This is a genomic window from Vagococcus zengguangii (assembly GCF_005145005.1).
GTDB lineage: Bacteria > Bacillota > Bacilli > Lactobacillales > Vagococcaceae > Vagococcus_A > Vagococcus_A zengguangii.
The window spans coordinates 155,001-181,413 of sequence record NZ_CP039712.1; the positions used below are offsets into that span (position 1 = coordinate 155,001).

Here is a 26,413-nt window from a genome sequence, read left to right on the forward strand (position 1 = left end):
GGGGTTTCCCCCTGTGAGAGTAGGACGTCGCCACGCAAGTTAAAGCTAATTCCAATTGGAATTAGCTTTTTTTTGTTTTAATAAATTTGAACGTTTTTGGAGGACTATATAAAAATAAAGATTGTTTTTGGTCTTTTGTGGTTGAAATTGGTTGATTTTGATTGTGGACAGTGGTATATTATGAATAAGGAGTGATGGAAGTGCTTACAGAAGAAAGACATCAGTTAATTATGGATATTTTAGAAAGTCAGAATGTGGCGAAGGTTTTGGATCTTGTCACAGCAACTAATTCTTCTGAAACAACAATTCGGCGTGATTTACAGTTATTAGAGGAGGAAGGATATTTAAAACGTGTTCATGGTGGTGCGAAAATTATTAGAGAAGTAACACCTGAATTATCTTTAACAATTAAAGAAAATATCCATATGGAAGAAAAGAAACAAATTGCTAAATGGGTAGGAGAGTTAATTAAAGATAACGAAGTAATTTTTATTGATTCTGGTACGGCGACGTATCAAGTTTTACCATATTTAAAAGATAAAAAAATTAGGGCAGTGACCAATTCAGTTATTCATGCACAGTATTTAAGTTCGATTGACATTCCAACTATCGTTTTGGGTGGACAATTAAAAATGAATACGGGGGCAATTGTAGGAAATGAAACTTTGAAACAACTTGAGAAATATCATTTTAGTAAAGCTTTAGTCGGTGTTAATGCGATTCATCACCAATACGGCTTAACGACCCCCGAAGAAGAAGAAGCATTGGTTAAGCAAGCTATTATAGAACATGCTGAAGAAACGTTTATCTTAGCCGATCATAGCAAATTTGAAACAATAAATTTTGTGAAGTTTGGCGAATTAACCGATGGAAAAATTATTACGGACTATTTACCAGCTAAGTTCCATTCATTATATAAAGAAGAAATCCAAATTGTGGAGGTGACGCCTAAATGATTTATACAGTAACATTAAATCCATCGATTGATTATGTATTTAAAGTAGAACGATTTGAAGAAGGTTGTTTGAATCATATTTTTGATGAAGAAGCTTTACCAGGTGGCAAAGGTTTAAATGTTTCACGCATTATGAAAGAGTTGGGAACGACGTCTACTAATCTTGGGTTTTTAGGTGGGTTTACTGGCTCATTCATTGAAGATAAGTTAGAGGAGTATCAAATTGCTCATGATTTTGTGAGAATTGCTCATTCAACGAGAATTAATTTAAAAATGAAATCAGCTACTGAAACAGAATTAAATGGAATGGGTCCGACAATAACCTCTCAAGAACGCCAACAATTCATGGAGAATATTAATAAAATTGAAGCAGGAGATGTTGTTATATTATCAGGAAGTATTCCACACTCATTGTCAGAGAATTTCTATGAAGATATCGTTTCAATTGTTGAAGCGAAGGGTGCGTCGTTTGTAGTAGATACGAGTGGTGAAAAACTGTGGAAATTATTAGCTAAGAAGCCATTGTTAGTTAAGCCTAATCGTGACGAATTAGCTTTATTATTTAATCGTAAAATTAACTCATTAACAGAAATTATTGAATGCGGACAAGCTTTATTAACTAAAGGAGCACAACATGTCATTGTCTCGCTAGGAGGAGAGGGTTCCGTTTATATTGGACAAACAGGTATTTATAAGGCAAGACCAATAAAGGGACAGTTGGTTAATTCGGTTGGCGCAGGGGATTCTATGGTTGCAGGTTTTATTGACACCTTAATCAAAACACAGAACCCACTTGACGCTTACAGAGTAGCTGTTGCATGTGGCACGTCAACGGCCTTTACGCAAGATTTAGCTAATTTATCACAAATTAATGAAGTGCTACCGTCTGTTTCTATTAAACAAGTAAAGGAGTAGGAAAATGGGAATTAAAAATTTAATGAAAAAAGATTTAATGATTTTCTCTTTAGAAGGTAAAGAAAAAGCAGCTGTTTTAGACGAAATGGCTGCCAAGATTGTCGAATGTGGTTATGGAAGTCATCAAGCAGAAATTTTACAGGGATTATTAGACCGAGAAGCACAAATATCAACGGGAATTGGCGATGGTATAGCCATGCCTCATGTCAAGTCCATTAATATTAATGAGCCCGTAGTTTTATTTGCAAAAAGTGAAAGCGGTGTCGATTTTGCGGCCTTAGATAATCAACCAGTTCAGTTGTTTTTCTTAATTGCTGTACCAGAAACATCTGATAATACGCATTTAGAAACAATTTCTGCTTTATCTAGAGTATTGAATAATCCAGAAGTGATAAGTGAATTAAAACAAGTTAAGGCACCAGAGCAAGTCTTGAACATTTTTGATACGCAGATAGCGGCACAAAAACAATCTCAAAATGTTACGATTGCAGAAGATGCGCCTTTTATTGTCGCAGTGACAGCTTGTCCAACAGGAATAGCGCATACTTATATGGCAGAAGATGCTTTAATTAAAAAAGCAGCTGAGCTAGGGGTTGAGATTAAAGTCGAAACAAATGGTTCAAAAGGTGTGGGGAACCAATTAACAGCTGAAGATATAGAACGTGCTAAAGGTGTTATTGTGGCAGCTGATACAAATGTTGCGATGAATCGTTTTGCAGGTAAACCGTTATTGAATCGTAAAGTTACGGATGCCATTCGCCAACCTGAAACGCTAATTAAACAGATTGTTAACAATGAAGCAACGGTTTATCACGCTAAACAAACAACTGAAAATGAGGAAGTTTCGGTTTCTTCAGCAGGTTCAAATCTTTATAAGCATTTAATGAGTGGTGTCACGCATATGTTGCCATTTGTTATTGGTGGTGGAATTGCAATTGCGATTGCCTTCTTAATTGACCAAATGATTGGTGTGCCAAAAAGTGAGTTAGGTCAATTAGGTAGCTATAATCAACTAGCTGCTTACTTCAAACAAATTGGTGATGCTGCATTTGGCTTCATGTTGCCTGTACTAGCTGGGTTTATTGCACGTAGTATTGCAGACCGTCCGGGATTAGTAGCTGGTTTTGTAGCAGGAGCAATTGCCTCAACAGGTGGCGCTGGTTTCCTTGGTGCTTTGATAGGTGGTTTCCTAGCTGGCTACATTGTTAATTTCTTGAAAAAAATATTTGCGAATGTTCCACAGTCATTCAATGGAATTGTCACGATTCTATTCTACCCAGTATTAGGCGTTATTATTACAGGTGCCTTAATGTTAGTCGTTAATGTACCAATGTCAATCATTAACAATGGTTTGAATAATTTCTTAAATGGGTTATCTGGAACGAATGCTGCGTTATTAGGGGCTTTAGTTGGTGGCATGATGGCAATCGACTTGGGTGGTCCAATTAACAAAGCGGCTTATGTTTTTGGAACAGGGACACTAGCAGCGACAGTTGCAAGTGGTGGTAGTGTGGTCATGGCAGCTGTTATGGCAGGTGGGATGGTTCCGCCATTGGCTATTTTCTTTGCTACTTTATTATTCAAAAATAAATTTGTCAAAGATGAAAGAAGTGCTGGCTTAACTAACTTAGTCATGGGCTTGTCTTTTATTACAGAAGGCGCTATTCCTTTTGCAGCGGCGAATCCTTTAAAAATTTTACCAGGTTTCTTTGTCGGTTCAGCTTTGTCAGGGGCTTTAGTTAGTTTGATGGATATTAAATTAATGGCTCCACATGGTGGTATTTTCGTGATTTTCTTAGTGAATAAACCATTATTATATATTCTGTTTATTTTACTAGGTTCATTAGTTAGTGCAGTATTAGTCGGAATGTTACGCTCAAAAGTTTCTGAGTAATATCAAAGCGTCAATTAATAAAAAATCAGTGCCAGTGAGAGGTGTTATACTAAATCTCACTGGCACTTTTTTATCTATTTGTTGAATAAACTAGCCTGGGCGACAGCCAGGCGAGCAGCTGGGATCCGGTAGGCTGAGCATGACACATAGTCAATCCCGATTTGGTGGAAGAAATTAATGGAATGTGGGTCGCCACCGACTTCACCACATACACCAATCGTTAAATCTGGTTTAATAGATCGAGCCTTTTTAACTGCTAATTTAATTAATTGACCGACGCCTTCTTGATCGAGTGTTTGAAATGGATCACTCGTCATAATATGTTTTTCTTGATAGCTAGTGATAAACTTTCCGATATCATCTCGAGAAAAGCCGTAGGTCATCTGAGTCAAATCATTCGTGCCGAAGCTAAAAAAGTCCGCTTCATTTGCCAGTTGATCAGCAATTAGACATGCCCGTGGTAATTCTATCATCGTACCTAATTCATAAGGAATGGGATCAATCTGATGTGTTTCAAAAATTTGATCAATGGTTGCTGTTAGAAAAGTTTTGATTTCTAAAAGTTCCGCTTTTTCAGAAATGAGTGGTATCATGATTTCTGGTTGAATGATGATACCTTCTTGGGATAACTGTAAGACACTATTAAAAAGCGCGGTCACTTGCATTTGATAAATTAAAGGTTGCGTTATGCCTAAGCGACAACCACGATGACCTAACATCGGGTTAGTTTCCTGCAGATGCGCAATATGTTGTGCTACTTCTTCAGGGTGACGTTTTAATTGTTGTGAGAGGCTCTTAATTTCACCTGGACTGTGTGGTAAAAATTCATGCATCGGCGGATCCAAAAGACGTACAACCATCGGCTTATCTTGAATTATTTTAAACATTTGGTAAAAATCTGCTTGTTGGAATTGAAGTAAGCGACTAAGAGCCGTCTCTATCTCGTTATCATCTTGTGACAAAATAAGACGACGCATTTCTAATAAACGTTCTTCACCGAAAAACATGTGCTCAGTTCGTGCTAAACCAATGCCGGTTGCACCAAAATCAAGTGCAATGGCTAATTCTTGTGGGGTTTCAGCATTTCCCCTAACTTTCAAATGAGCAACCTCATCAGCCCAGGTTAATAATTGTTGTAAGGATTGATTATTTTCTTCAAAAACAGTTGGTAATTCGCCAACATAGAGACGCCCGCTACTACCATCCACTGATAAAATATCGCCTTCGGTTAATGTGATATCCCCACATTGTATTTCTTTGAGGTCTTCATTGACAATTAAAGCTTCGCAGCCTGCTACACAACAAGTTCCCATTCCTCTAGCAACCACCGCAGCATGAGATGTCATCCCACCGCGACTCGTCACAATCGCTTCGCTAACAATCATCCCTTCGATGTCTTCAGGTGAAGTTTCTTGGCGAACAAGAATGACGTTAATTCCTTGATTGGCTAGGCCTTTGGCTTTTTCAGCGGTAAAGACGATAGTTCCTGTAGCTGCCCCCGGACTTGCTGGTAATCCTTCTGCTAAAATTGGCGTCTCTTTTAACGCTTGTGTTTCAAAGACCGGATGAATTAGTTGTTCAATCAAACTAGGCGTAATTCGAAGAAGAGCCTCTTCTTTACTAATCATTCCTTCGCTCACTAGGTCTAAGACAATTTGAACTGCAGCTTTAGCCGTGCGCTTGCCATTTCGTGTTTGAAGAATAAAGAGCCTTCCTTGTTCAATGGTGAATTCAATATCTTGCATATCAAGATAGTACTGTTCTAGTTGTTCAGCGTATTGAACAAACGCTTGATAAGCTTCAGGTAACTGTTCAGCTAGCGCGTCAATCGGTAGTGGTGTACGAATACCTGCCACAACATCTTCCCCTTGAGCATTAAGTAAAAACTCCCCAAATAATTGTTTTTCCCCAGTAGAAGGATTGCGAGTGAAGACCACACCTGTTCCGCTTTTATCACCACTATTTCCAAAGACCATCGCCTGTATATTAACGGCAGTACCTAGGTTGTCTGGAATGTCATTAAGTTTGCGATACACATCAGCTCGTGGATTTAACCAAGACTTAAAGACAGCTTGCGTTGCTTCAAAAAGTTGCTCTATCGGATCTTGTGGGAAACTAACATGGTGATTTCTATAAATGTCTTGGTAGGATTTTATCACCTCTATGTGTTCATCTTGGTTAAAGTCTATAGCTGTTTTACTTAACTTTTTTTCTTGGGCAGTCAATTGCTGATTAAATTTATCTTTTGGAATACCATACACAACATCCCCATACATTTGCAGTAGGCGACGATAACAATCGTAGGCAAATGCTAGATTGGTGACCTTAGCAAAAACTTGAACACGTTCGTCATTGAGACCTAGATTTAGAATGGTATCCATCATCCCTGGCATTGAGAAAGCAGCCCCACTACGAACAGAGACAAGTAATAGATTGGTAGACGCCGTAAATGACTTAGCTGTTTCTTGCTCTAGTGTTTTAACCGCTTTCAAAATTTCTGTTTTTAATTCGTTTTCAAAAAATTGTTCATCAGCTAAGTAGTTCATACAACATTCAGTCGTAATTGTGAAGCCTTGGGGGACAGGTAAGTTTAAGCTAGTCATTTCAGCTAAATTTGCCCCTTTGCCACCTAATAATTCTTTGCCTTGACCTTTACCTTCTGTAAATGCATAAATCATTTTTTTCATCGTTAGCCTCCATTTTTGGTTTAAATATGTGACATATTGTGTTTAATAATCATCATATATGAGGTTTATATGTTTGTCAATTGATTAAACGTGCGAATATTATCTTGGAAAGACCCTTTAATATGTGTATAATAAAAGCGTAGACATAAATTCGAAGTGACGAAACAGTGAGTATCGTCTGTATTTTTGGAGGATAACAATGAAATTAAGTGAACGACAAGAACAAATTATTCAAGTGGTTAAAGAGCAACAACCAGTAAGTGGAGAAAAAATATCAGAATTACTAGATGTTTCTAGGGCAACGTTGCGTTCAGATTTGTCTTTTTTAACGCTAGCGGGCATTTTGGAAGCCACGCCTAAAGTCGGATACACCTATACCGGTTCAGATTTGGAGGCTTTCTTTTTTTTCAAGACATTTGAAACAACTGTGGGTGAGATTATGATTCCACCCCTGATGATTTCGCTTGAAACATCGATACGAGACGCAATTACTACTTTGTTCATGTACGATGTGGGTTCGTTGTATGTCATCGATGAAGCACAACATTTAGTTGGGGTATTATCACGCAAAGACTTATTACGTGCCTCATTAAATACGAATATTGATGTGACCCCAGTAGCTCTATGTATGACACGTACTCCTCATATCAAAACATGTACGACAGACATGGATATTCTAGAAGCAGCTAGTATTATACAAGATTTTGAAGTGGATTCTTTACCCGTTGTGGATGAACAAAATGCAAAAAAAGTCATCGGAAAAATTACCAAGTCACGTTTATTAAGTTTCATTACCCAGCAAGCTAGAGCTGCCGAAATAAATAGATAGGGGAGTAATTAAATGAAAAATAAGGTCAATGTTTACACAATCTCAGATTCATTAGGCGAAACATCACAAAAGTTATTAGCCGCCGTTAGTGCGCAATATCCTACACTAGATTTTGATAATAGTTATCGTTTTCCTTTTGTTAATCAGGAAGAAGAATTGTTAGCGATTCTAAGAGATGCACTAAAAGATGAAGCGATTGTTATTAGTACGCTAGTAAATGCTGAGCTAGCCGACAAAGCTGAAGTGTTTAGTAAAAAAACAGGCCTACAATATTTAGATTTAATGGCGCCATTTTTTGATATAATTCAACACAAGACAGGTGAACAGCCGATTGAACAACCTGGATTAGTTCATAAGTTAGATCGCACCTACTTTAACAAAATCGAGGCGATTGAGTTTGCTGTAAAATATGATGACGGTAAACACCCTCAAGGTTTAGTCGCTGCAGACGTGGTTATTTTAGGCGTTTCCCGAACTTCTAAAACACCAGTCAGCATGTACCTTGCTAACAAAGGCTATAAAGTCGCAAATTTTCCTTTAATTCCAGAAGTTCCTATCCCTCAAACGCTAGCAAAAGTTAATCCTAATCGAATCATCGGATTAGTTTCAGAAGCTGAAAACCTATCTAAAGTGAGAAGCAGTCGCTTAGACTCTTTAGGCTTGAATGGTGAAACTAGTTATACGAATTTAACTAAGATTTATGAAGAATTAGATTACTCTAAAAAAATATTCGCACAATACGGCGCACATATGATTGATATGACCAATAAATCAGTAGAGGAAACGGCCTATGAAATCGAAGCGTATTTAAAAAGTGTGGAATAACAATAAAAAATGGAAAGTCGAAATAGCTTACGTTATCACGGGGGTTCATGTGAGGTGAGTATTCGGCTTTTTTTGTTGAGTCATCAACTATCCGTTGTCATTCTTTGATTCTTTTGAAAATTACTTGTATAATAAGAATGATTTTTAGATGACATTTAATAAATGTATCGTCTATATAGATGAGAATGGAGAATAAATAGATGAGTCAAAATTTTTGGGCAGATTTACCGAAGCCTTTTTTTGTTTTAGCACCAATGGAAGATGTGACGGATGTAGTGTTTCGTCATGTGGTAAAAGAAGCTGGCGCGCCAGATGTCTTTTTTACGGAATTTACCAATTCAGATAGCTATTGTCATCCTGATGGCAAAGAAAGTGTCCGTGGGCGTTTAGTTTTTGAAGAAGATGAACAGCCAATGGTGGCGCATATTTGGGGAGATAAACCAGAATTTTTCCGTGAAATGAGTATCGGTATGGCGGAGATGGGCTTTAAAGGGATTGATATTAACATGGGATGCCCCGTGCCAAATGTTGCGGATCGTGGGAAAGGCAGCGGATTGATTTTACGTCCGGAAGTGGCAGCAGAATTAATCGAAGCGGCTAAAGCTGGAGGCTTACCTGTGAGTGTTAAAACGCGTGTGGGCTTTACCGAGTTAGATGAGATGACAGACTGGATAACACACATTCTAAAACAAGATATTGCGAATTTATCCATTCATTTACGTACACGTGAAGAGATGAGTAAAGTACCAGCGCATTGGGATTTGATTCCTGAAGTGCTAGCAATTCGTGACAAAATTGCACCCCAAACTAAGATCACGATTAATGGTGATATTTTAGATCGTCAGATGGGCTTAGAACTAGCGAAAAAATATGATGTGGATGGCATCATGATTGGCCGTGGAATTTTTAAAAATCCTTACGCCTTTGAAAAAGAACCTCGAGAGCACAGTTCAGAAGAGCTACTAGGCTTGTTGCGTTTGCAACTTGATTTGCAAGACAAATATGCTAAACAAGTACCACGTTCGATTGTTGGTTTACACCGTTTCTTCAAGATTTATGTTAAAGGTTTCCCAGGGGCAAGCGACTTGCGTGCGAAACTGATGAACACGAAGTCAACGGATGAGGTGAGAGCTTTGTTGGATGAGTTTTTTGACGGGAAGCATCGTCCGGAAGTATCACAAGAAGCTAAATTGTTATAGTTTGTTGATGATTTGTTGTTATATAGTAAAACGTCAACCCTTAAGTAACTTACTTAAAGGTTGACGTTTTTGCTTTATTTTAAGAGGTTTGTTTATTTAATAAACTTAAGGTGGCTAATATTTAAAAATTGTTGAACGGCTTTGATAGTTGCACCTTGTAATGTTGCGTTGTTTTGGAGTGGACTATTAATGATTTCAAGTTCAGAACGTTGTAAAGTATTTAAATCATTAATTAACCATTCAAGCATAGCTGGATTTTTTTGATAAACAGAGCTATTAATAACGATGACTTCTGGATCGTAAACAGAAATCAGGTTGTTAACACCGATACTTAAATAGTGACTATTGTTTTTCAGTGCTACAATCACGTCAGGATGGTGTTCTTGGTAAAGCTGTGTCACCAAATCGCTATTCATAGTCGCATTAGCTGTGGCTTGTTTGATTTCCTCATAAAGGGTTACGTGAGATGCATATTGTTCCAAGCATCCTTTGTTACCACAAGGACATGGTTTACCGTCCGGGAAAAGTACACTGTGGCCGATTTCACCAGCGCGACCATGTGGCCCTGTTTGTAGCACGCCATTTTCCACAATTCCTGCTCCGATACCGTCATGGATGCTGATACAAATTAAATTGCGAGAGTCTGAAGTGAAAGCATATTCGCCGAGTGCTGCTAAATTGGCTTCGTTCTCGATGAAGACAGGGCAATCAACTAATTCTTCTAAGATATTAGCCATGCTCCCTTGATCTAAGTCATAGTTGGGCGTATAGATAATTTCTTCGTTCAAGACGACGCCATGTATAGCGGCAGTTAAGCCTACGATACCATGATAAGTAGTAGGGACATTAAGTAGTAGTTGTTCAATACAATTGGCTAATTCAGTCTTAATTGTTTGTTGATTAATCTTGATATTTTTTTCTTCGAATGAGGTAATAGTTTCTGCGTCTAAATATGTAAGCTTCCCATTTAAATAATTGGTTCCAACATCGATACCAATTACTAGAGCTGCTTTAGGATTAAACATCAACATAATCGGTTTACGACCACCAACATTACTAGAATCACCGATACCTGTTTCTATAATTAACTCTTCTTCTATTAGTTTTTTCGTGATAGATGAAACACTTGCTTTGTTAAGTCTCGTGACAGTTGCCAATTCGGCTCGAGAAATTGGTTGATGTTCAATGATAGTTTGTAGAATCACTGCTTCATTCCGTTCACGAATAGTATATTTACTATTAATCATTTACAAAACCCCTTTTATTTTATGAAAGCGCTTGACTTTTGTTTACTTTCGCGTTATTCTTGTCTCGTAAGTTAGTTTATCATACAAACAAACTAAAAACAAATAAAACGGAGGATTTATAATGAAATATTTTGAGAATTTAGAAGCTATCAAATATGAAGGACCTACAACAGAAAATCTTTTTGCGTTCCGTCACTATAACCCAGAGGAAGTAGTAATGGGTAAAACCATGAAAGAACATTTACGTTTTGCGGTAGCATATTGGCACACAATGACTCAAGATGGAACAGATCCATTTGGCCAACCAACTAACATTAGAAATTGGAATGGCTCAACACCAATGGAAACAGCCAAAAATCGTGTCGAAGCATTCTTTGAAATTCTAGAAAAATTAGGTATTGAATACTTCTGTTTTCACGATATTGATATTGCGCCAGAAGGTGACTCATTAGAAGAGTTCTTTGCTAACATCGATGAAATTACTGATTTAATTAAAGAAAAAATGGATCAAACAGGTATTAAACTATTATGGAACACAGCGAATATGTTCTCTCAACCTCACTTTAATAATGGTGCGGCTTCATCAAACAGCGCAGAAGTGTATGCGGTTGCAGCAGCGCAAGTTAAAAAAGGTTTAGATATTTCTAAAAAATTAAACGGTCAAAACTATGTGTTCTGGGGTGGTCGAGAAGGTTACGAATCATTACTAAACACTGATATGGCATTTGAACAAGACAACATTGCTCGTCTATTCAGAATGGCAATCGCTTACGGTGAGAAAATTGGTCACAAACCACAATTCTTAATCGAACCTAAACCAAAAGAGCCTTCAAAACATCAATATGATTTTGATGCAGCAACAACTATGGCGTTCATTCAAAAATACGGCTTAGAAGGCGACTTCAAGTTAAATTTAGAAGCCAACCACGCAACGCTAGCTGGACATACATTCGAACACGAATTAAATGTGGCACGCAGCTATGACGCGCTAGGTTCAATCGATGCTAACCAAGGGGACTTATTATTAGGCTGGGATACTGATGAATTCCCAACAAACATCTACGACACAGCCTTTACAATGTATGAAATTTTAGAAAATGGTGGCATCGCTCCAGGCGGTATTAACTTTGATGCGAAAGTTCGTCGTTCATCATTTGAAATGGAAGACCTAATTTTAGCGCATATTGCTGGTATGGATACGTATGCTCGCGGATTGAAAATAGCAGCGAAATTAAAAGAAGATGGCTACTTAGATAAATTAAAAGAAGCTCGTTATGCTTCATTTAAAGGTGACTTAGGTCAACGCATCTTAGCAGACGAAGAAGATTTAGAAACATTAAGCGAATACGCATTAACACATGACACGCCAGCATTAGAATCAAGCCATTTAGAGATGGTGAAATCTAGACTTAATGATTATTTAGTTTAAGATCATGTTAGGCTAGATTAGATGGAAATCACATTTAATCTGGCCTTATTTTTTGGAGGAGGAACGTAATGTATATTCAAAATCCAGTATTAAAAGGATTTAATCCTGACCCATCAATTGTTAGAAAAGATGATACTTATTATATTGCAACATCAACATTTGAATGGTACCCAGGTGTACAAATTCATCAATCAACAGATTTAGTAAATTGGGAATTAGTTACCCATCCACTTGCTGATTTATCACGTTTGAACATGATTGGTAACCCTGATTCCGGTGGTGTTTGGGCACCAGACTTATCTTATGCAGATGGTCAATTTTGGCTAGTTTATTCGGATGTAAAAGTTGTAGAGGGAGCATTCAAAGATTGCACGAACTATTTAATTACAGCTGAAGAAATTACGGGTCCGTGGAGTGCCCCGATTAAACTTAACGGCTTAGGTTTTGATGCTTCATTGTTCCATGATACTGACGGACGTAAGTATCTATTACAAATGGAATGGGATCATCGTGAATATCATCATCAGTTTAATGGGATTAAGTGTACTGAATATTCAGTAGAGGAAGAACGGTTATTACCGGAAACGGCTAAAATCATCTGGAAAGGTACAGATGTTAAATTAGTTGAAGCACCTCATCTGTATAAATTATTTGGTCAGTATTATCTATTTTGTGCCGAAGGTGGTACAACTTATGCCCATCAAGAAGTTGTCGCACGTTCAAGTGAGCTTTATGGCGAATACGAAACACAACCAGAAACGTTCTTAACAGCTTATGATGATTCTAGTAATTACTTACAAAAATGTGGACATGGTTCATTAGTTGATACGCCAGAAGGTGAGTGGTATTTTGCTCATTTAACAGGACGTCCTTGGCAAGAGCCAAATGTTTCAACACGTGAAACAAGAGGTTGGTGTACGTTAGGTCGTGAAACAGCGATTCAAAAAGTGGAATGGACAGAAGATAAATGGCCAGTTATAGTCGGTGGTAGACAAGGTAGTCAATTTGTGGAAGTTAATCATGAAGTAATCGTTCAAGACAACTCATTAAATAACGTTCGTGATGGATTTGACGAAGAAGGATTATCGATTCATTTTAACACGTTACGCCAACCGTTTAGTTCTGCAATTGGTTATTTAGAAAATAGTCAGTTATGTCTGATTGGTAAAGGTTCCTTTGAGAATTTACATGAATGCTCGCTAGTTGCAAGAAGATGGCAACATTTTGAGTTTACAGCAACGACGAAAGTCAGCTATCATCCAGACACTTTCCAACAAATGGCAGGTCTAACAAACTATTATAATAGTAAACATTGGTCAATGATTCATATTACATGGAATGAAATCAATGGACGTGTAATTGAAATTTCGGAGAACAATGCAGGTCGTTATCAAAGTTATTTGAAAGATCAAGCAATCCCAGTTCCAGAATCAGTCGAGGATGTTTATTTTAGAACAATTGTATCAACAAATAATTATCGTTATCAATATTCATTTGATGGGATTGAATGGCATGATACAGGAATTGTGTTGGATGCTAAAGTATTAAGTGATGATTACGTGAATCAGTCTTATGGAGGCTTTTTCACAGGTGCTTTTGTCGGAATGGCGAATATTGATTATTCTGGTTATGACAAAGTGGCGAAATTTGACTTCTTCCATTATGAGGAAGGGTTGGAAAAATAAGAGGTGTCGAATATGAATGAGTTATTTGCAATGCGTGATATTCGTAAGTCTTTTGGGAAAGTTAACGTCTTAAAAGGAGTGAAACTAGAAGTTTTACCAGGTGAAATTCATGCGTTAATGGGTGAAAATGGTGCAGGAAAGTCAACTTTAATGAATATTTTAGGTGGGGTTATCCCGAAAGATAGTGGAATAATCGAATTTGAAGGAAAAGAAATAACAGAAATGACACCTGAGATTGCAAAAGAGTTAGGGATTGGCTTTGTTCATCAAGAGTTGAACTTATCTGAGCAAGTGAGTGTTGCTGAAAACATTTATATGGGTAGATTACCTTATAAAAATGAATGGCTGGGCATCGTTGACTACGATAAATTATATGAAGAGACACAAGGCTTAATTAATTTGCTAGGTGCTGATTTTAAACCAACGGATATTGTGGAACAATTATCAACTGCCAATAAACAATTAGTTGAAATTGCTAAAGCCATTAGTTTAAATGCAAAGGTAATTATTTTCGATGAACCAACAACCGCTCTATCTGATCAAGAGGTAGAAGTGTTATTTATTATCATTAAAGCCTTAAAAGATAAAGGTATTTCAAGTGTTTATATTTCGCATCGTATGAATGAAATTTATGAAATTTGTGATCGTATCACTATTTTGAGAGATGGTGAGTATATCGATACGAATATTGTAAAAGAAATGTCGCATGAAGATATTATTCATCAATTAGTTGGCCGAACATTAGATAATTTATATCCGAAAGAGCCAACAGAAATTGGTGAGACCTACTTGGAAGTCCAAGAATTGACTGATCGTAATCAAAAAGTGAAAGGCGCTAATTTTTACGCCAAAAAAGGTGAGGTGGTTGGATTCTCAGGATTAGTTGGTAGTGGTCGTACAGAGATGATGCGTTTGCTGTTTGGAGCGGACCGCGCCAAATCGGGTAAAATTTTAATTGAAGGTCAGGAAAAAACAATTAAATCACCGATTGATGCAATTAATCAGGGGATTTGTTTGTTAACCGAAGACCGTAAGCACCAAGGATTAGCGCTGAATTTATCGATTGAAGATAATATTAGTATTACTGCGCTGAATGATTTTGTTGTCGATCATCAAAAAGTATCTGACACAGCAGATAAATTAATCAAAGATTTGAACATCAAAGTTTCGAATAAGAAAAATGCTGTTTCAAGTTTATCAGGTGGTAATCAACAGAAAGTCGTACTAGCTAAATGGTTGAATACTGATAATAATGTATATATTTTCGATGAGCCAACTAAAGGAATTGATGTTGGAGCTAAGTCAGAAATATATGCCATCATCAATCAATTAGCACAACAAGGGAAAACCATTTTAATTGTTTCTTCAGAAATTCCTGAATTATTAGGGATTTGCGATCGTATCTATGTATTACGAGAAGGAGAAATTACAGGAGAACTTACTGCTAAAGAGGCAACGCAGGAAAAGATTATGACACTAGCAACTTTAAGTGCATAATTTAAGCAGCTTTAAAATTTGGAGATTTTTATAGGGAGATTTAAATTATGGAAAATCAAGTAGCGACAGAACCAAAAAAATTTAAATTTGATTTGAAATCGTTGTTTTTGAAATACTCGGTATACATTGTATTAATTGTTTTGTTCTTATATTTTTCATTTGCTAGTCCGATGTTTTTGAGTGCAGGTAATATTGGGAACTTCTTCCGTCAAATACCTGCTGTTGGGATTTTAACAATTGCCTATGCGATGGTATTAATTACAGGTTATGTAGATTTATCCATTGCGTCAATAGCTGCGTTTTCTGGAACAGCAGCGGCATATCTAGCAGCTCAAGGGATGCCGGCGCCAGTTGTGATTATTGCAGCGCTACTAATTGGTGGCGTTTTTGGGGCAATTAACGGTATCTTAATTAAAAAGTTTGATTTACCAGCTTTCATTTTAACGTTAGGAACAAATTACATCATTCGTGGTTTGATTATGTTCGTAACCAATGGTATTTATATTACGGGAACACCTGATTGGTTCGGTAAATTAGCGACAACGAAAATTTTTGGAAACGTTATCTTTAGCAACACCATTATTTTCTTTGTTTTAGTCTTAATTTTTTCTTATATTATGAAAAATACACGCTTCGGTAAATATTGCTACGCAATTGGGTCTAACCCTGAAGCAGCAAGATTATCAGGGATTAAAACAGACAAACAAGTGATTAAAGTTTTTGTGATTGAAGGAATGTTGGCAGCGATAGCTGGTATCTTATTAATGTCAAACTTAAATGTTGGGGGTCCTAACGAAGGCCAAGGGTTAGACTTATTAGCGATGGCTGCTTCAATCATGGGTGGTACACAATTTAGTGGAGGTGTCGGAACAATTGGTGGAGCAATTGTTGGAATCTTTACATTACAAATTTTCACCAATGGTTTAGCGATTATGGGTGTTAACGCCTTTATGCAACAAGCGGTTACAGGGGCGGTTATTATCTTTGCGATTATTGTCGATTACTTAAGAAGAAAAGCAGAAAAAAACAGCTAAGAAAAGGGGAAAAATGATGAACAAAATGAAAAAAATTTTATTAGGTACGGTATTGCTATCAGGGTTAGCTTTAGTGGGATGTTCTTCAAGTGAAGACGCAAAAGACAGTGGTAAAGTAGAAGATGCAAGCAAAACATTATATTTCGTACCAATTGTTGATACAGGTGCTTATTGGAATCCAATGAGACTTGGAGCAGAAGTAACAGCTGAAAAGCTAGGCTATGATTTAGTCGTTAAAACAAGTCCACCAGCTGAAGCACAAAAAAATGATAAACATATCGGCTTTATCAAAGAAGCAGTTGCTAATAAAGTAGCGGGTATTGCGGTATCACCAATTGAACAAAATATGTTTAAAAATCCAATTAAAGAAGCAATGGATGCGGATATTCCTGTTATTACATTTGATGCAGACTTAGAAAATAAAGAAGATCGCGTTGCGTATGTTGGAACGGATAATGTTTTAGCCGGAGAAGACCTAGGTCGTAATGCTGCTAAAGAGATGAAAGAAAAAGGCATCACAAGTGGTACATTAACAATTGTCTGTGTTGATAAATCTCAACCAACAATGATTGCTCGTGAAAAAGGCTTAAAACAAGGCTTTGAAGAAGAAATGGGTGCAGATGCTAAAAATTTCAAATGGTTAGAAACTATTCAAGATAACGATCAATCAGCGGTGTCTAAGCAACAATTAGAGGGACAAATTACAGCTAATAGTGATTTAGTTACGGTATTCTCTTTAGGTTCTGAAGGACCAGACGTTGGAGTTATGGAAGCATTAGCATCACAAGACAAAGCTGGAAAAATTTTACACTATGGTTTTGATTACACAGATACATGGAAAAAAGGAATTGAAGATGGCCGTATTACAGCAATCGTTGACCAAGATGCTTATGGTATCGGAGTTCAAGTTATTGAAAATTTAGTAAAAGCGGTTGAAGGTGAAGAAATCGACAACAATATTCCGATTCCAGTTAACTATGTAAAAGCGGATGAAATCGAAGCTTATGGTGTAGAGAAAAATAGTCAAACTACTACAAAAACAGAATAAAAAGGAATGAAGACTGATGTCATACGTTTTAGGAATCGATTTAGGAACTAGTTCTTTAAAAGGGCTGTTAGTTAATAAAAAAGGGGAAGTCGTTGCGACAGCAAGCAGCGACTACCCGCTTATCCACGAAAAACCAGGATACAGTGAGCAACAACCACAAGACTGGATGACCGCTTGTGAACAAGTGTTAGGACAACTAAAAGAAGAGGTTGCTGATTTCACACAAGAGCTTGAAGGTATTAGTTTTTCAGGGCAAATGCATAGCTTAGTTGTGTTAAATGACACTCATGAAGTATTACGTCCAGCGATTTTGTGGAATGATGTGCGGACAACTAAACAGTGCGAACGCATTATGTCAGAATTTGGTGAAGAGGTCTTAGCCATTACTAAAAATATTGCGCTAGAAGGCTTTACTTTACCAAAAGTTTTGTGGATTCAAGAAGAAGAACCAGGAATTTGGGCGAAAGTTCGACACATGATGTTACCTAAGGATTATTTAGGCTACTGTCTGACGGGGAATATTCACATGGATTACTCTGATGCAGCAGGGACGTTAATGCTTGATATCGAAGCACAAAAATGGTCAACGAGTATTTTGAGTAAATTTAATATTCCAACTGACTATTTACCGCAATTAATTGATGCAGCGGGCCAAATAGGCACCTTATTACCCACTATTCAAGAAAAATTTGGCTTTGAAAAAGAAGTCAAAGTGTTTGCAGGTGGCGCGGATAATGCATGTGCGGCTTTAGGTGCCGGTATTTTGGATCAAGAAACAGGTATGGCAAGTATCGGAACGTCAGGCGTCTTCTTATCATATGAAGGGCCTAATAATAAAGGCTATCAAGGGAAATTGCACTTATTTAACCATGTAATCCCAAATGCTCATTATTCAATGGGGGTAACTTTAGCAGCTGGTCATAGTTTGAACTGGTTTAAAGACACCTTTGCTTCAAACGAATCATTTGAATCACTACTCTCAGACATTGATAAAATAGCACCGGGATCAGATGGCTTGTTATTTACACCTTACATCGTCGGTGAACGTACACCACATGCGGATAGTCAAATTCGTGGAAGCTTCATTGGATTAGATACAACTCATAGCTTAAAACATTTAGCTAAAGCGATCCTAGAAGGGATTACTTTCTCCTTGAAAGACTCACAACAACTGATGGAAGTGGAATCAAATCGAAAATTTGAACGTATTGTTTCAGTCGGTGGCGGAGCTAAAAATAAAGATTGGTTGCAAATGCAAGCAGATATTTTTAATGCTGAAATCATTGGTCTTGAAACCGAACAAGGACCGGGCATGGGTGCTGCTATGTTAGCAGCTATCGGTCTAGGTTGGTTTGACGATGCGCTTGCGTGCGCGGAGCAATTTGTTAAATATAAAGGCTCAACTAAACCAATTGTGGAAAATGTTGAAAAGTATCAACAATACTATGAACTTTATCAACAAGTCTATCCGGCAACAAAAACACTATCTCACGCGCTACAAGCGTTGAAATAATTTTTATCCCCTAAAAATAGTAAAGACATAGACAAGCGGAAGTTTCCGCTAGCTATGTCTTTTTGTTGTGATCAATCACTAGCTCCCTTAATATAGGCTCTTCGTCAAATAGTGTTGATGGACTCAAATTTTATAAAATTAAGTGACTAGGTGAAGTGTAAAAGCTTCACCTTTTTTGCGTAATATTTTGGAAAATTAATCCTTGAGAAATATAAATTCTATCACGTAAGTTTCTAAAGTTACGATAGCCGTAGGAAACCCGTTTAATTAATTTGATTTTGTTGTTGATACCTTCGGTAATACCATTCGAATAAGGCAGCATCAACGCGTTATAGATACCTTGGTCGTGTTGGTTAAAGAAGGTTAATTTCTTTCTAAACCAGTTAGGAAGCTCTTTAGATAGGTCATTTATTATATGAAAGAAGTTCTCTACATCTGCTTTTTTACGATAGTGATGTAGGAGCTGGATAGTATCGTATGCTAGTCTTAGACGCTCATCATAAGTTAATAATTCGTCAATAATCTCCTGTTGGAAAAGTTCACGTTTAAACAGATAGTGATAGTGTGAATGCGTATTATCTAAAGAATCGGCATCTTTTAAAAGGAGCTTCCAGTAACGTTTTAATCTGCGATATTTCTTCATATCTTCTGATTGATGATTTCGGAAAGTATTCATGATATTGATACGTAACTGATTAAAGCTACGGTTAATGTGTTGGACAATATGAAAACAATCCGTGACAATTTCAGCACAAGGAAAGACTTTTTTGATTAATTGGGCATAACTACCATTCATATCCATGACTAAGTATTTAACGGATTTGCGTGCTTTAAGCGAAAACTTCATGAAATAACTAGCTAACTTTTTGTCCTCTAAGAGGACAAAAAGTTCATTTCTAACGCCGTCAACACAAATAAAGCTCATAGAGCCTACACATGATTTCATTGATTTAAATTCATCAATACATAGAATCCTTGGTAAATGATTGTAGTTAATGGTCCGTTGTTTAGCTAACTCTTTTTGTATACGTAATATAGTTACATCAGAAACAAAGTAACGATCCGCAATGTCTTTACGAGATGATACACGCTTTAAGTCCATCATAATTTGGTATTTTAGTTCACGAGAAATATGATGATTGCGTTCAACGATAGGAGTTGAGGCGATAAATGTAGCCCCACAGGTATAACAACGAAATCTTGAGCGTTTAAGCTGTAGATACGTCAGTCTATTTCTAAAGGGCGGTAATTGTGTTTTGGTCGTTCTATGTCCATTTTTAACGATTTTTGAGCTATCTAGTTCACCACATTTTTCACAGCAAGCAGGACGATAGGTTAATACACCTTCAATAATATAAGCCAGAACACCTTTTTTCTTTTCTTCTTTTAACCAATCTTCGTCAAAATATATGTTTTTATCTTCCAATCCAAGTAATTTTCTAGTATGCTTATCCATAAGAGACCCCTCCGATATATTTTTGGTTTTAGTCGACTTTAATTTTATCAGATTGAGGTCTCTTTTTTTGTCTAAAAATCAAAAAAAGTGTTAACAGAAAACCCTAATGGGATTTTCCATCAACACCCAATATTATACAGCCTTAATGGATAGTAAGTTTTTCAATGATTACTTAGGCATGCCGGTTGAATTTGTGGATATGACTGAGATTTTAAGAAGAATGACCTTAGAAATTTATGATCCAGAAGAATATGAAAAAGCCTTAACTTGGATTAAAAAGTATTGTAAAGAAGGCGTCGATATCAATGAAGGTAAAGACTACCCTGAAGTGATTACGAAATCTAAAGTTATCGCAGCTGATAAAGATTGGGAGTTTATCGCTAAACAAGCTTTAATTATTCGCGATATTATGTTTGGTAATGAGAAATTAGCTGACTTAGGTTGGCACGAAGAAGCACGTGGCCGTGATGCCATTGCTGGTGGTTTCCAAGGCCAACGTCAGTGGACAGACTGGTTACCAAATGGCGACTTCACCGAAGCTATCATGGCGTCCACCTTTGACTGGAATGGTGCACGACCTGTAACAGCCTTTGCTACAGAAAATGATACTTTAAACGGCGCGTCGATGTTGTTTGGGACACTTTTAACAAATAAAGCCCCTATTTTCTCAGATGTTCGTACGTATTGGAGCCCTAAAGCGGTGGAAGAAGTAACAGGTAAGAAATTAACAGGAAAGGCGTCAGAAGGGATTATTCATTTAATTAATTCAGGTGCTTCCGCTCTAGATGGTACGGCGGCTGCAAAAGATGAACACGGCAATGGCACGATGAAAGAATTCTGGAATATGACACAGGCTGATATTGAAAATTGTTTAGAAAAAACAGATTGGTGTCGCGCAAACTATGAATATTTCCGTGGCGGTGGTTTTTCTTCTCACTTTAGAACAGAAGCAGAGATGCCGGTAACCATCATTCGAATCAATATGGTGGATGGTGTGGGACCAACGTTACAAATTGCGGAAGGCTATACGTGTCTATTAGAAGAAGAGGTCCATCGCACATTGGATGAACGAACAGATAAGACATGGCCAACAACCTGGTTTGCACCAAACTTAGGCGAACCTGGTTTTGAATCTGTATACGAAGTAATGAATCAGTGGGGATCAAATCACTGTGGAGCATGTCGGTCACGATATTATTACAATGGCTAGCATGTTAAGAATTCCAGTAGCGTTACATAACGTACCACGTGAACGAATTTTCCGACCACATGCATTTAGCGGGTTTGGTACAAAAGATTTAGAAGGTGCCGATTTCAAAGCATGTCAGTACTTTGGACCGTTGTATAAATAGAAAAGATATAAGTTGAAAAGTTAATAATCTAAGGAGAGGTTAATAGCTAGTTAGTTTTCTGAAAAATTATCGTGATTGTTAAGAGAAGACAGTAAAATAACTAGCTAAAAAATCTCTTCTATTTATTTTGTCATATTGTCCGTCCGACAATGTCATAAAATAAATAGAAGAGATTCATTTGAATGATGTTATGTTTTCTTTTGAAGAAAAAATCAAGTAGATAGGAATTGACGAAGCTAAATAATATTCCAATAATAACCGCTTTTATACCATAAGTTATTAGTCCTAAACCAAGTACAATAAAATTAATATAACGAAGAGCAGTTGCGATGGCTATTTTAGGTTGTTTTTTATTAATAATCAGCGCAATTACATCCATGCCAACAGTGGAAGCATTAGCGGATAGACAAAGATAATAGCCACGCGCGATAAAAAGACTCGCAGCTATAAAATCAATGCCCAAATTAACTTGTGTATTAAAAGACGAAACATAAAAAAGTGTAAAAAAGACGTTATAGCAAATACTGCTTAAAATGGATTGAAAGAAATTTTCTTTTCCAAGAAAGAGCCAACAGATTAGTAATAAAACGAGTGAAGACAGTCGTTAGATAAAAAATTGGGATACCGGTTATTTTTTCAAAAATCATACTAATGCTGGTGACACCGCCATTAATAATCCCATCAGGTTTCATCCATTTTGCATAGGCAAATCCTAATAATAAATTACCCAAAATTATTTTGCTGACATTTCGAAGTTCGCGTATGCCAAAATGAGTCGTCAACAATATGTTGCCCTCCTTAATACTGTTGAATAGTTGTTTCAACGTTCTCACTATTGATTAAAATTTGACGATAGCCGCGTGGTAAAACGCCGTAAGTATTGTAGCCAGAAACATTTCCGAAAATACAGCGAATGCCTAAGAAAAGACCTTCAAAATTATTATCATGGTCATGACCACAAAAAATCGCGTTAACATGCTGATTATAGTAAAGAGAGGCAAATAATCCTGTATTTAGTTTTGGTGAACAAATCCGAGGTGCACCTTCCCAAAATTTTCCATCAACAATATGCTCAGCTGCTAAATGATATTCAGGTAGTGGAATATGTAAAAAGACTAAATCGTTTTTCAGTGTATGCTGAGCCGAGTAGTGTTTAAATGTTTCTTGATACCAATTAATTTGTTCAAGTGAGATTCAATCATAGCCATCTAAGCTATTTGTTGGGTAGTCGCCTGAATCGAAAATATAGAGGACGTTTGATAATTGATCATGATGATAAATTTCAACGGCATAAGATTCTTTATTATACGAATCGATAAAGGCATGCTTTTTCTCAACGAGATGGTTAATGTTTTTTTCAATTTCACGCAAATCAGTTCTTGTAACGGATTCTTCAGAATCATGATTACCATAAGTAACAACGACAGGAATATCGTATTTGTTTAAAATATTAATCAGTGCGTGATACGTTTTTTCGGGATTTTTGACCCCATGTGTCCACATTAAATCGCCGGTAATACATAGCAAGTCAGCGGCAGTAGACGCCAGCAACTGATCAATTTTCTCTAATGTCAATAAATCTTCGTCGTTAAAAGGCATTTGCCCTAGGTGAATGTCAGTTAATTGGATAATTTCAAAAGATTCTTTCGTATAAGATAACATAAAAACACTCCTTATTTATGATGGGTGATGATACATATACGATAAAGCGCTAACAAATTAAAGTCAACACAAGTCTGTAGATTATTATAAGATTCTTTTTTGGCCCTAGTGTTTATTAAGTAAGAAGATCAAGGAGATAAGCTACCTTAAAAATATGAAAAATCCCCCTATGGAGTTTTTTCCAAGGGGGATTTTTTTATTTTAAATTAGTTACCTGCAAGACTACTCTCCGCCTAAATCCTCACCGTTTGTGGCGATGACTTGTTTATACCAGTAGAATGAGTCTTTTTTCAGGCGTTTCATACTGCCATTTCCTTCGTTATCACGATCAACATAAATCATGCCGTAACGTTTTTTCATTTCACCTGTTGTAAATGAAACTAGGTCGATGATGCCCCAAGGAGTGTATCCCAATAAGTCAACACCGTCATGGTTAACTGCAAGTTCTAGTTGTTCGATATGTTTTCTTAAATAATCAATACGTGCTGCATCATGGATGCTATCATCAGCTTCGACTTCGTCAATAGCCCCAAATCCGTTTTCAACGATGAATAAAGGTAATTGATAGCGGTCGTAGAAACGGTTCAAGGTAATTCTCAAACCAACGGGATCAATTGCCCAACCCCAGTCACTTGCTGAGATATAAGGGTTTTCGACACCATTAGCTAATCCACCGTTGACTACATCACCAGTATTATCGTTGTGAACATCTGATTTAACAGTCGTAGACATATAATAGCTAAAGCCAATGTAATCAACTGTTCCGTTTCTTAAAATTTCTTTATCTTCTTCTGTAATATTAATGTTATACCCTTCGCGCTCAAATTCTTTTAGTGCGTAAGTAGGATATTCTCCACGACAGTGAACATCAGCAAAGAAATAACGTTGGCGTAATGCTTCTTCTGAAGCCATGATGTCATCTGGATTACATGAGAATGGATAAATTGGCACATGCGATACCATACAACCAATTTGCAAGTCAGGGTTAATTTTCTTACCAATAGCGACTGCTTTGGCACTTGCTAAAAGTTCATGGTGAGCCACCGTGTACATCACTTCTTTAGGATTTTCGCCTTCTTCTACAGTTACACCTGAGTTAGTCCACAAGAAAATTGGGTTATTTGTGTCCATTTGATTATTAATTTCATTAAAGGTCATCCAATATTTCACTTTATCTTGATAACGAGTGAAGCAGACTTCAGCAAATTTTTCGAATAAATCAACGAGACGACGATCTCTAAAACCACCAAATTCTTGTGCTAAGTATAAAGGAATCTCAAAGTGAGATAGGGTAATAACAGGTTCAATCCCGTGTTTTAATAACTCATCAAATACGTCGTCGTAAAATTTTAAGCCTTCTTCATTAGGCTCTTCTTCTATACCTCTTGGAAAAATACGTGTCCAAGCGATTGACGTACGCAAGCATTTTAAGCCCATTTCTGCAAACATCGCAATATCATCTTTGTAACGGTGATAAAAATCAATCGCATCATGGTTTGGATAAAACTTGCCTTCTTCAATTGTTTTTGTGATTTCGCGAGGCACACCATGCGCGCCGGCTGTCATGACGTCAATCACGCTAGGACCTTTACCGCCTTGGTCCCAACCGCCTTCAAATTGATGAGCGGCTAAAGCGCCACCCCATAAAAAATCTTTAGATAATGTCATATTGACCTCCATAATAAGTTTATTTAGTTATTAAACTGTTTTCTTTTTTTCGTAGCCAGTTAATTGCATAATCACGATTGGTAAAATTAAAGCAATCGCACAACCAATCATTAAACCTGTAAATGATGATGGGTTATCTTTGCTGATTCCGTTGACGGTTGTTAATAAACCAGGTAACCCAGCGTAGACATAGTACACACTATTGAAGAAACTTACAACTAACCCACCGATTGCTCCTGAAATACAACCGATAATAAATGGTTTTTTCAAACGTAAGGTAACACCGTAAATTGATGGTTCCGTAATTCCGAAGAAACCAGTGATGGCTGCTGATAACGAGATATTTTTAAGTGATTTATCTCTTGTTTTAAAGAATACCCCTAGCGTAGCACCAACTTGTGCGACGACCGCAATTGTTTGGAATGCTTGGAATGAATCTTGTCCGTATTGTTCAAAGTTAGCGATACACATGGGTGTGACACCCCAATGAATTCCGAAAATCACGACTACTTGCCATAATCCACCGATTAACATGCCGGCAACAGCAGGTGCAACTTCGACTAGTTTGTTGTAACCATCTGCGATTAAAATGGCACCACCATTTGATAAAGGACCCACTACTAATAATGTTAAAGGAACCATAATAACCATTGATAAGAATGGAATTAATAAGGCACGTGTTACTTCTGGTAAATATTTGTTTAGAGCTTTTTCTAAGTATGACAATAACCAAACTAATAAGATTGGTGGTAACACAGTTGAACCGTAAGTTGTCTTAGAAAGAGCAATACCTAGGAATGTTAAGTTTTCGCCACCTGCAATACGTGCTGCCATTTCAGCCCAAGTAGGATTAATTAGGGCCGCACAACAAGCGACTGCAATATATGTGTTTGTTTTGAAATGCTTAGACGCTGTAATCGCTATTAAAATTGGTAAGAAAGTAAAGGGTGTCCATGAAATAAGTTCTAATACTTGGAAAGTTCCAGTCGTACTAATGCTTTCATTAAAATATTTAGCAATAATTAAACAACCTTGTAAAATACCACCCGCTGCTAAAATATATACAAAAGGTGCGAAAACAGCTGACATTGTTGCAATAATGCGATTTAAGATGCTTCCTTTTTCAACAGTTACGTCATTTTCTTCAACGTTTGCTAGTTGAGAAAACTCATTGAAAACTTCTCCAACGTGTGAGCCGATAACAACTTGGAATTGCCCACTATTTTCAACTACGGTAATAACACCTGCCAATTGTGAAACTTGATCAACCATTTCAGGCGTTGTGTTTTGTAGTACGATTCTTAAACGTGTCGCACAGCGAGTAACGTTGACAATATTGTCGTTACCACCGACGATATCAAAAATATCTTTTGCTAATTTACTGTAATCTCTTACTTTATTCTTGCTCATGTGTATCCTCCTAAAAATATTATACCGGTATAATTTAAGTCTTTGTAAACGCTATATTACATTATACCGGTATAGTTTGTCAATAGGTGTATAATTATTTTATCTTTG

20 protein-coding genes, 1 rRNA gene and 1 pseudogene (1 of these 22 running past the window's edge) are annotated in these 26,413 nt (G+C 37.0%); 15 read left to right on the forward strand and 7 right to left on the reverse strand.

From position 1 onward, the window contains the following. The 4 genes from rrf to FA707_RS00820 form a co-directional block, all read left to right on the forward strand. A 5S ribosomal RNA gene (rrf, locus tag FA707_RS00805) occupies window positions 1–36 on the forward strand; it begins 80 nt to the left of the window's first position. A 164-nt stretch (window positions 37–200) separates the two neighbouring features. Beyond that, window positions 201–956, forward strand: coding sequence for a DeoR/GlpR family DNA-binding transcription regulator (locus tag FA707_RS00810; RefSeq protein WP_168177322.1), 756 nt, complete (start codon window positions 201–203; stop codon window positions 954–956). Beyond that, complete coding sequence (gene pfkB / locus FA707_RS00815; RefSeq protein WP_136952442.1) at window positions 953–1,870, forward strand: 1-phosphofructokinase; 918 nt, start codon at window positions 953–955, stop codon at window positions 1,868–1,870. The genes FA707_RS00810 and pfkB overlap by 4 nt, the downstream gene beginning before the upstream one ends. A 4-nt stretch (window positions 1,871–1,874) precedes the next feature. Next, window positions 1,875–3,764, forward strand: a complete 1,890-nt coding sequence (locus FA707_RS00820) for a PTS fructose transporter subunit IIABC (protein ID WP_136952443.1) — start codon at window positions 1,875–1,877, stop codon at window positions 3,762–3,764. Between the two features lie 74 nt (window positions 3,765–3,838). Here FA707_RS00820 and ppdK read toward each other — a convergent pair whose 3' ends face one another. Beyond that, window positions 3,839–6,451 carry a pyruvate, phosphate dikinase gene (gene ppdK / locus FA707_RS00825; protein WP_136952444.1) on the reverse strand — a complete coding sequence of 871 codons (2,613 nt, stop codon included), beginning with the start codon at window positions 6,449–6,451 and terminating at the stop codon, window positions 3,839–3,841. Between the two features lie 199 nt (window positions 6,452–6,650). On the opposite strand from ppdK, the gene FA707_RS00830 reads away from it, so the two are divergent. The 3 genes from FA707_RS00830 to FA707_RS00840 all read left to right on the forward strand — a co-directional run bounded on the left by FA707_RS00830 (window position 6,651) and on the right by FA707_RS00840 (window position 9,304). Next, window positions 6,651–7,280: a helix-turn-helix transcriptional regulator gene (locus FA707_RS00830; RefSeq protein WP_136952445.1), complete on the forward strand. Its 630-nt coding sequence runs from the start codon at window positions 6,651–6,653 to the stop codon at window positions 7,278–7,280. A 12-nt stretch (window positions 7,281–7,292) separates the two neighbouring features. After that, the gene (locus FA707_RS00835; protein WP_136952446.1) at window positions 7,293–8,105 is read left to right on the forward strand and encodes a pyruvate, water dikinase regulatory protein; all 813 of its coding nucleotides are present in this window, start codon (window positions 7,293–7,295) and stop codon (window positions 8,103–8,105) included. Between the two features lie 200 nt (window positions 8,106–8,305). Continuing rightward, entirely contained in the window at window positions 8,306–9,304 is a 999-nt protein-coding gene (locus FA707_RS00840) for a tRNA dihydrouridine synthase (RefSeq protein ID WP_136952447.1), read from the forward strand. Between the two features lie 92 nt (window positions 9,305–9,396). On the opposite strand, the gene FA707_RS00845 is transcribed toward FA707_RS00840, so the two are convergent. Further along, window positions 9,397–10,551 (reverse strand): ROK family transcriptional regulator, encoded by a 1,155-nt coding sequence (locus FA707_RS00845; protein ID WP_136952448.1) that lies wholly within the window; start codon window positions 10,549–10,551, stop codon window positions 9,397–9,399. 121 nt (window positions 10,552–10,672) lie between these two features. Here FA707_RS00845 and xylA point away from each other — a divergent pair, with 121 nt between their 5' ends. The 6 genes from xylA (at window position 10,673) to xylB (ending at window position 18,757) form a co-directional block, all read left to right on the forward strand. Further along, a complete protein-coding gene (xylA, locus tag FA707_RS00850; RefSeq protein WP_136952449.1) occupies window positions 10,673–11,980 on the forward strand; it encodes a xylose isomerase in 1,308 nt (435 codons plus the stop codon). A gap of 68 nt (window positions 11,981–12,048) precedes the next feature. Further along, window positions 12,049–13,665, forward strand: a complete 1,617-nt coding sequence (locus tag FA707_RS00855; RefSeq protein ID WP_136952450.1) for a glycoside hydrolase family 43 protein — start codon at window positions 12,049–12,051, stop codon at window positions 13,663–13,665. 12 nt (window positions 13,666–13,677) lie between these two features. Beyond that, complete coding sequence (locus FA707_RS00860) at window positions 13,678–15,162, forward strand: sugar ABC transporter ATP-binding protein (protein ID WP_136952451.1); 1,485 nt, start codon at window positions 13,678–13,680, stop codon at window positions 15,160–15,162. Between the two features lie 47 nt (window positions 15,163–15,209). Next, entirely contained in the window at window positions 15,210–16,196 is a 987-nt protein-coding gene (locus FA707_RS00865) for an ABC transporter permease (protein WP_136952452.1), read from the forward strand. A gap of 13 nt (window positions 16,197–16,209) precedes the next feature. Further along, the gene (locus FA707_RS00870) at window positions 16,210–17,244 is read left to right on the forward strand and encodes a sugar ABC transporter substrate-binding protein (RefSeq protein WP_136952453.1); all 1,035 of its coding nucleotides are present in this window, start codon (window positions 16,210–16,212) and stop codon (window positions 17,242–17,244) included. A 16-nt stretch (window positions 17,245–17,260) separates the two neighbouring features. Beyond that, complete coding sequence (xylB, locus tag FA707_RS00875) at window positions 17,261–18,757, forward strand: xylulokinase (RefSeq protein ID WP_136952454.1); 1,497 nt, start codon at window positions 17,261–17,263, stop codon at window positions 18,755–18,757. Between the two features lie 166 nt (window positions 18,758–18,923). Here the strand turns inward: xylB and FA707_RS00880 are convergent, their stop codons facing one another. Further along, window positions 18,924–20,213: an ISL3 family transposase gene (locus FA707_RS00880; RefSeq protein ID WP_136952455.1), complete on the reverse strand. Its 1,290-nt coding sequence runs from the start codon at window positions 20,211–20,213 to the stop codon at window positions 18,924–18,926. A gap of 106 nt (window positions 20,214–20,319) precedes the next feature. On the opposite strand from FA707_RS00880, the gene FA707_RS00885 reads away from it, so the two are divergent. Next, complete coding sequence (locus FA707_RS00885) at window positions 20,320–21,423, forward strand: hypothetical protein (RefSeq protein ID WP_246032327.1); 1,104 nt, start codon at window positions 20,320–20,322, stop codon at window positions 21,421–21,423. Continuing rightward, entirely contained in the window at window positions 21,416–21,565 is a 150-nt protein-coding gene (locus FA707_RS10520; protein ID WP_246032328.1) for a hypothetical protein, read from the forward strand. The genes FA707_RS00885 and FA707_RS10520 overlap by 8 nt, the downstream gene beginning before the upstream one ends. A 130-nt stretch (window positions 21,566–21,695) precedes the next feature. Here the strand turns inward: FA707_RS10520 and FA707_RS10525 are convergent. From FA707_RS10525 to FA707_RS00905, 4 genes and pseudogenes are all read right to left on the reverse strand, one after another. Beyond that, window positions 21,696–22,257: pseudogene (locus FA707_RS10525) on the reverse strand (YitT family protein). A 502-nt stretch (window positions 22,258–22,759) separates the two neighbouring features. Continuing rightward, on the reverse strand, window positions 22,760–23,227 hold the full coding sequence (locus FA707_RS00895) for a metallophosphoesterase (RefSeq protein WP_136952456.1): 468 nt from the start codon (window positions 23,225–23,227) through the stop codon (window positions 22,760–22,762). Window positions 23,228–23,449: 222 nt separating this feature from the next. Then, window positions 23,450–24,895 carry a 6-phospho-beta-glucosidase gene (locus FA707_RS00900; protein WP_136952457.1) on the reverse strand — a complete coding sequence of 482 codons (1,446 nt, stop codon included), beginning with the start codon at window positions 24,893–24,895 and terminating at the stop codon, window positions 23,450–23,452. A 30-nt stretch (window positions 24,896–24,925) separates the two neighbouring features. Then, on the reverse strand, window positions 24,926–26,305 hold the full coding sequence (locus FA707_RS00905) for a PTS transporter subunit EIIC (RefSeq protein WP_136952458.1): 1,380 nt from the start codon (window positions 26,303–26,305) through the stop codon (window positions 24,926–24,928). Window positions 26,306–26,413: the final 108 nt, after the last annotated feature.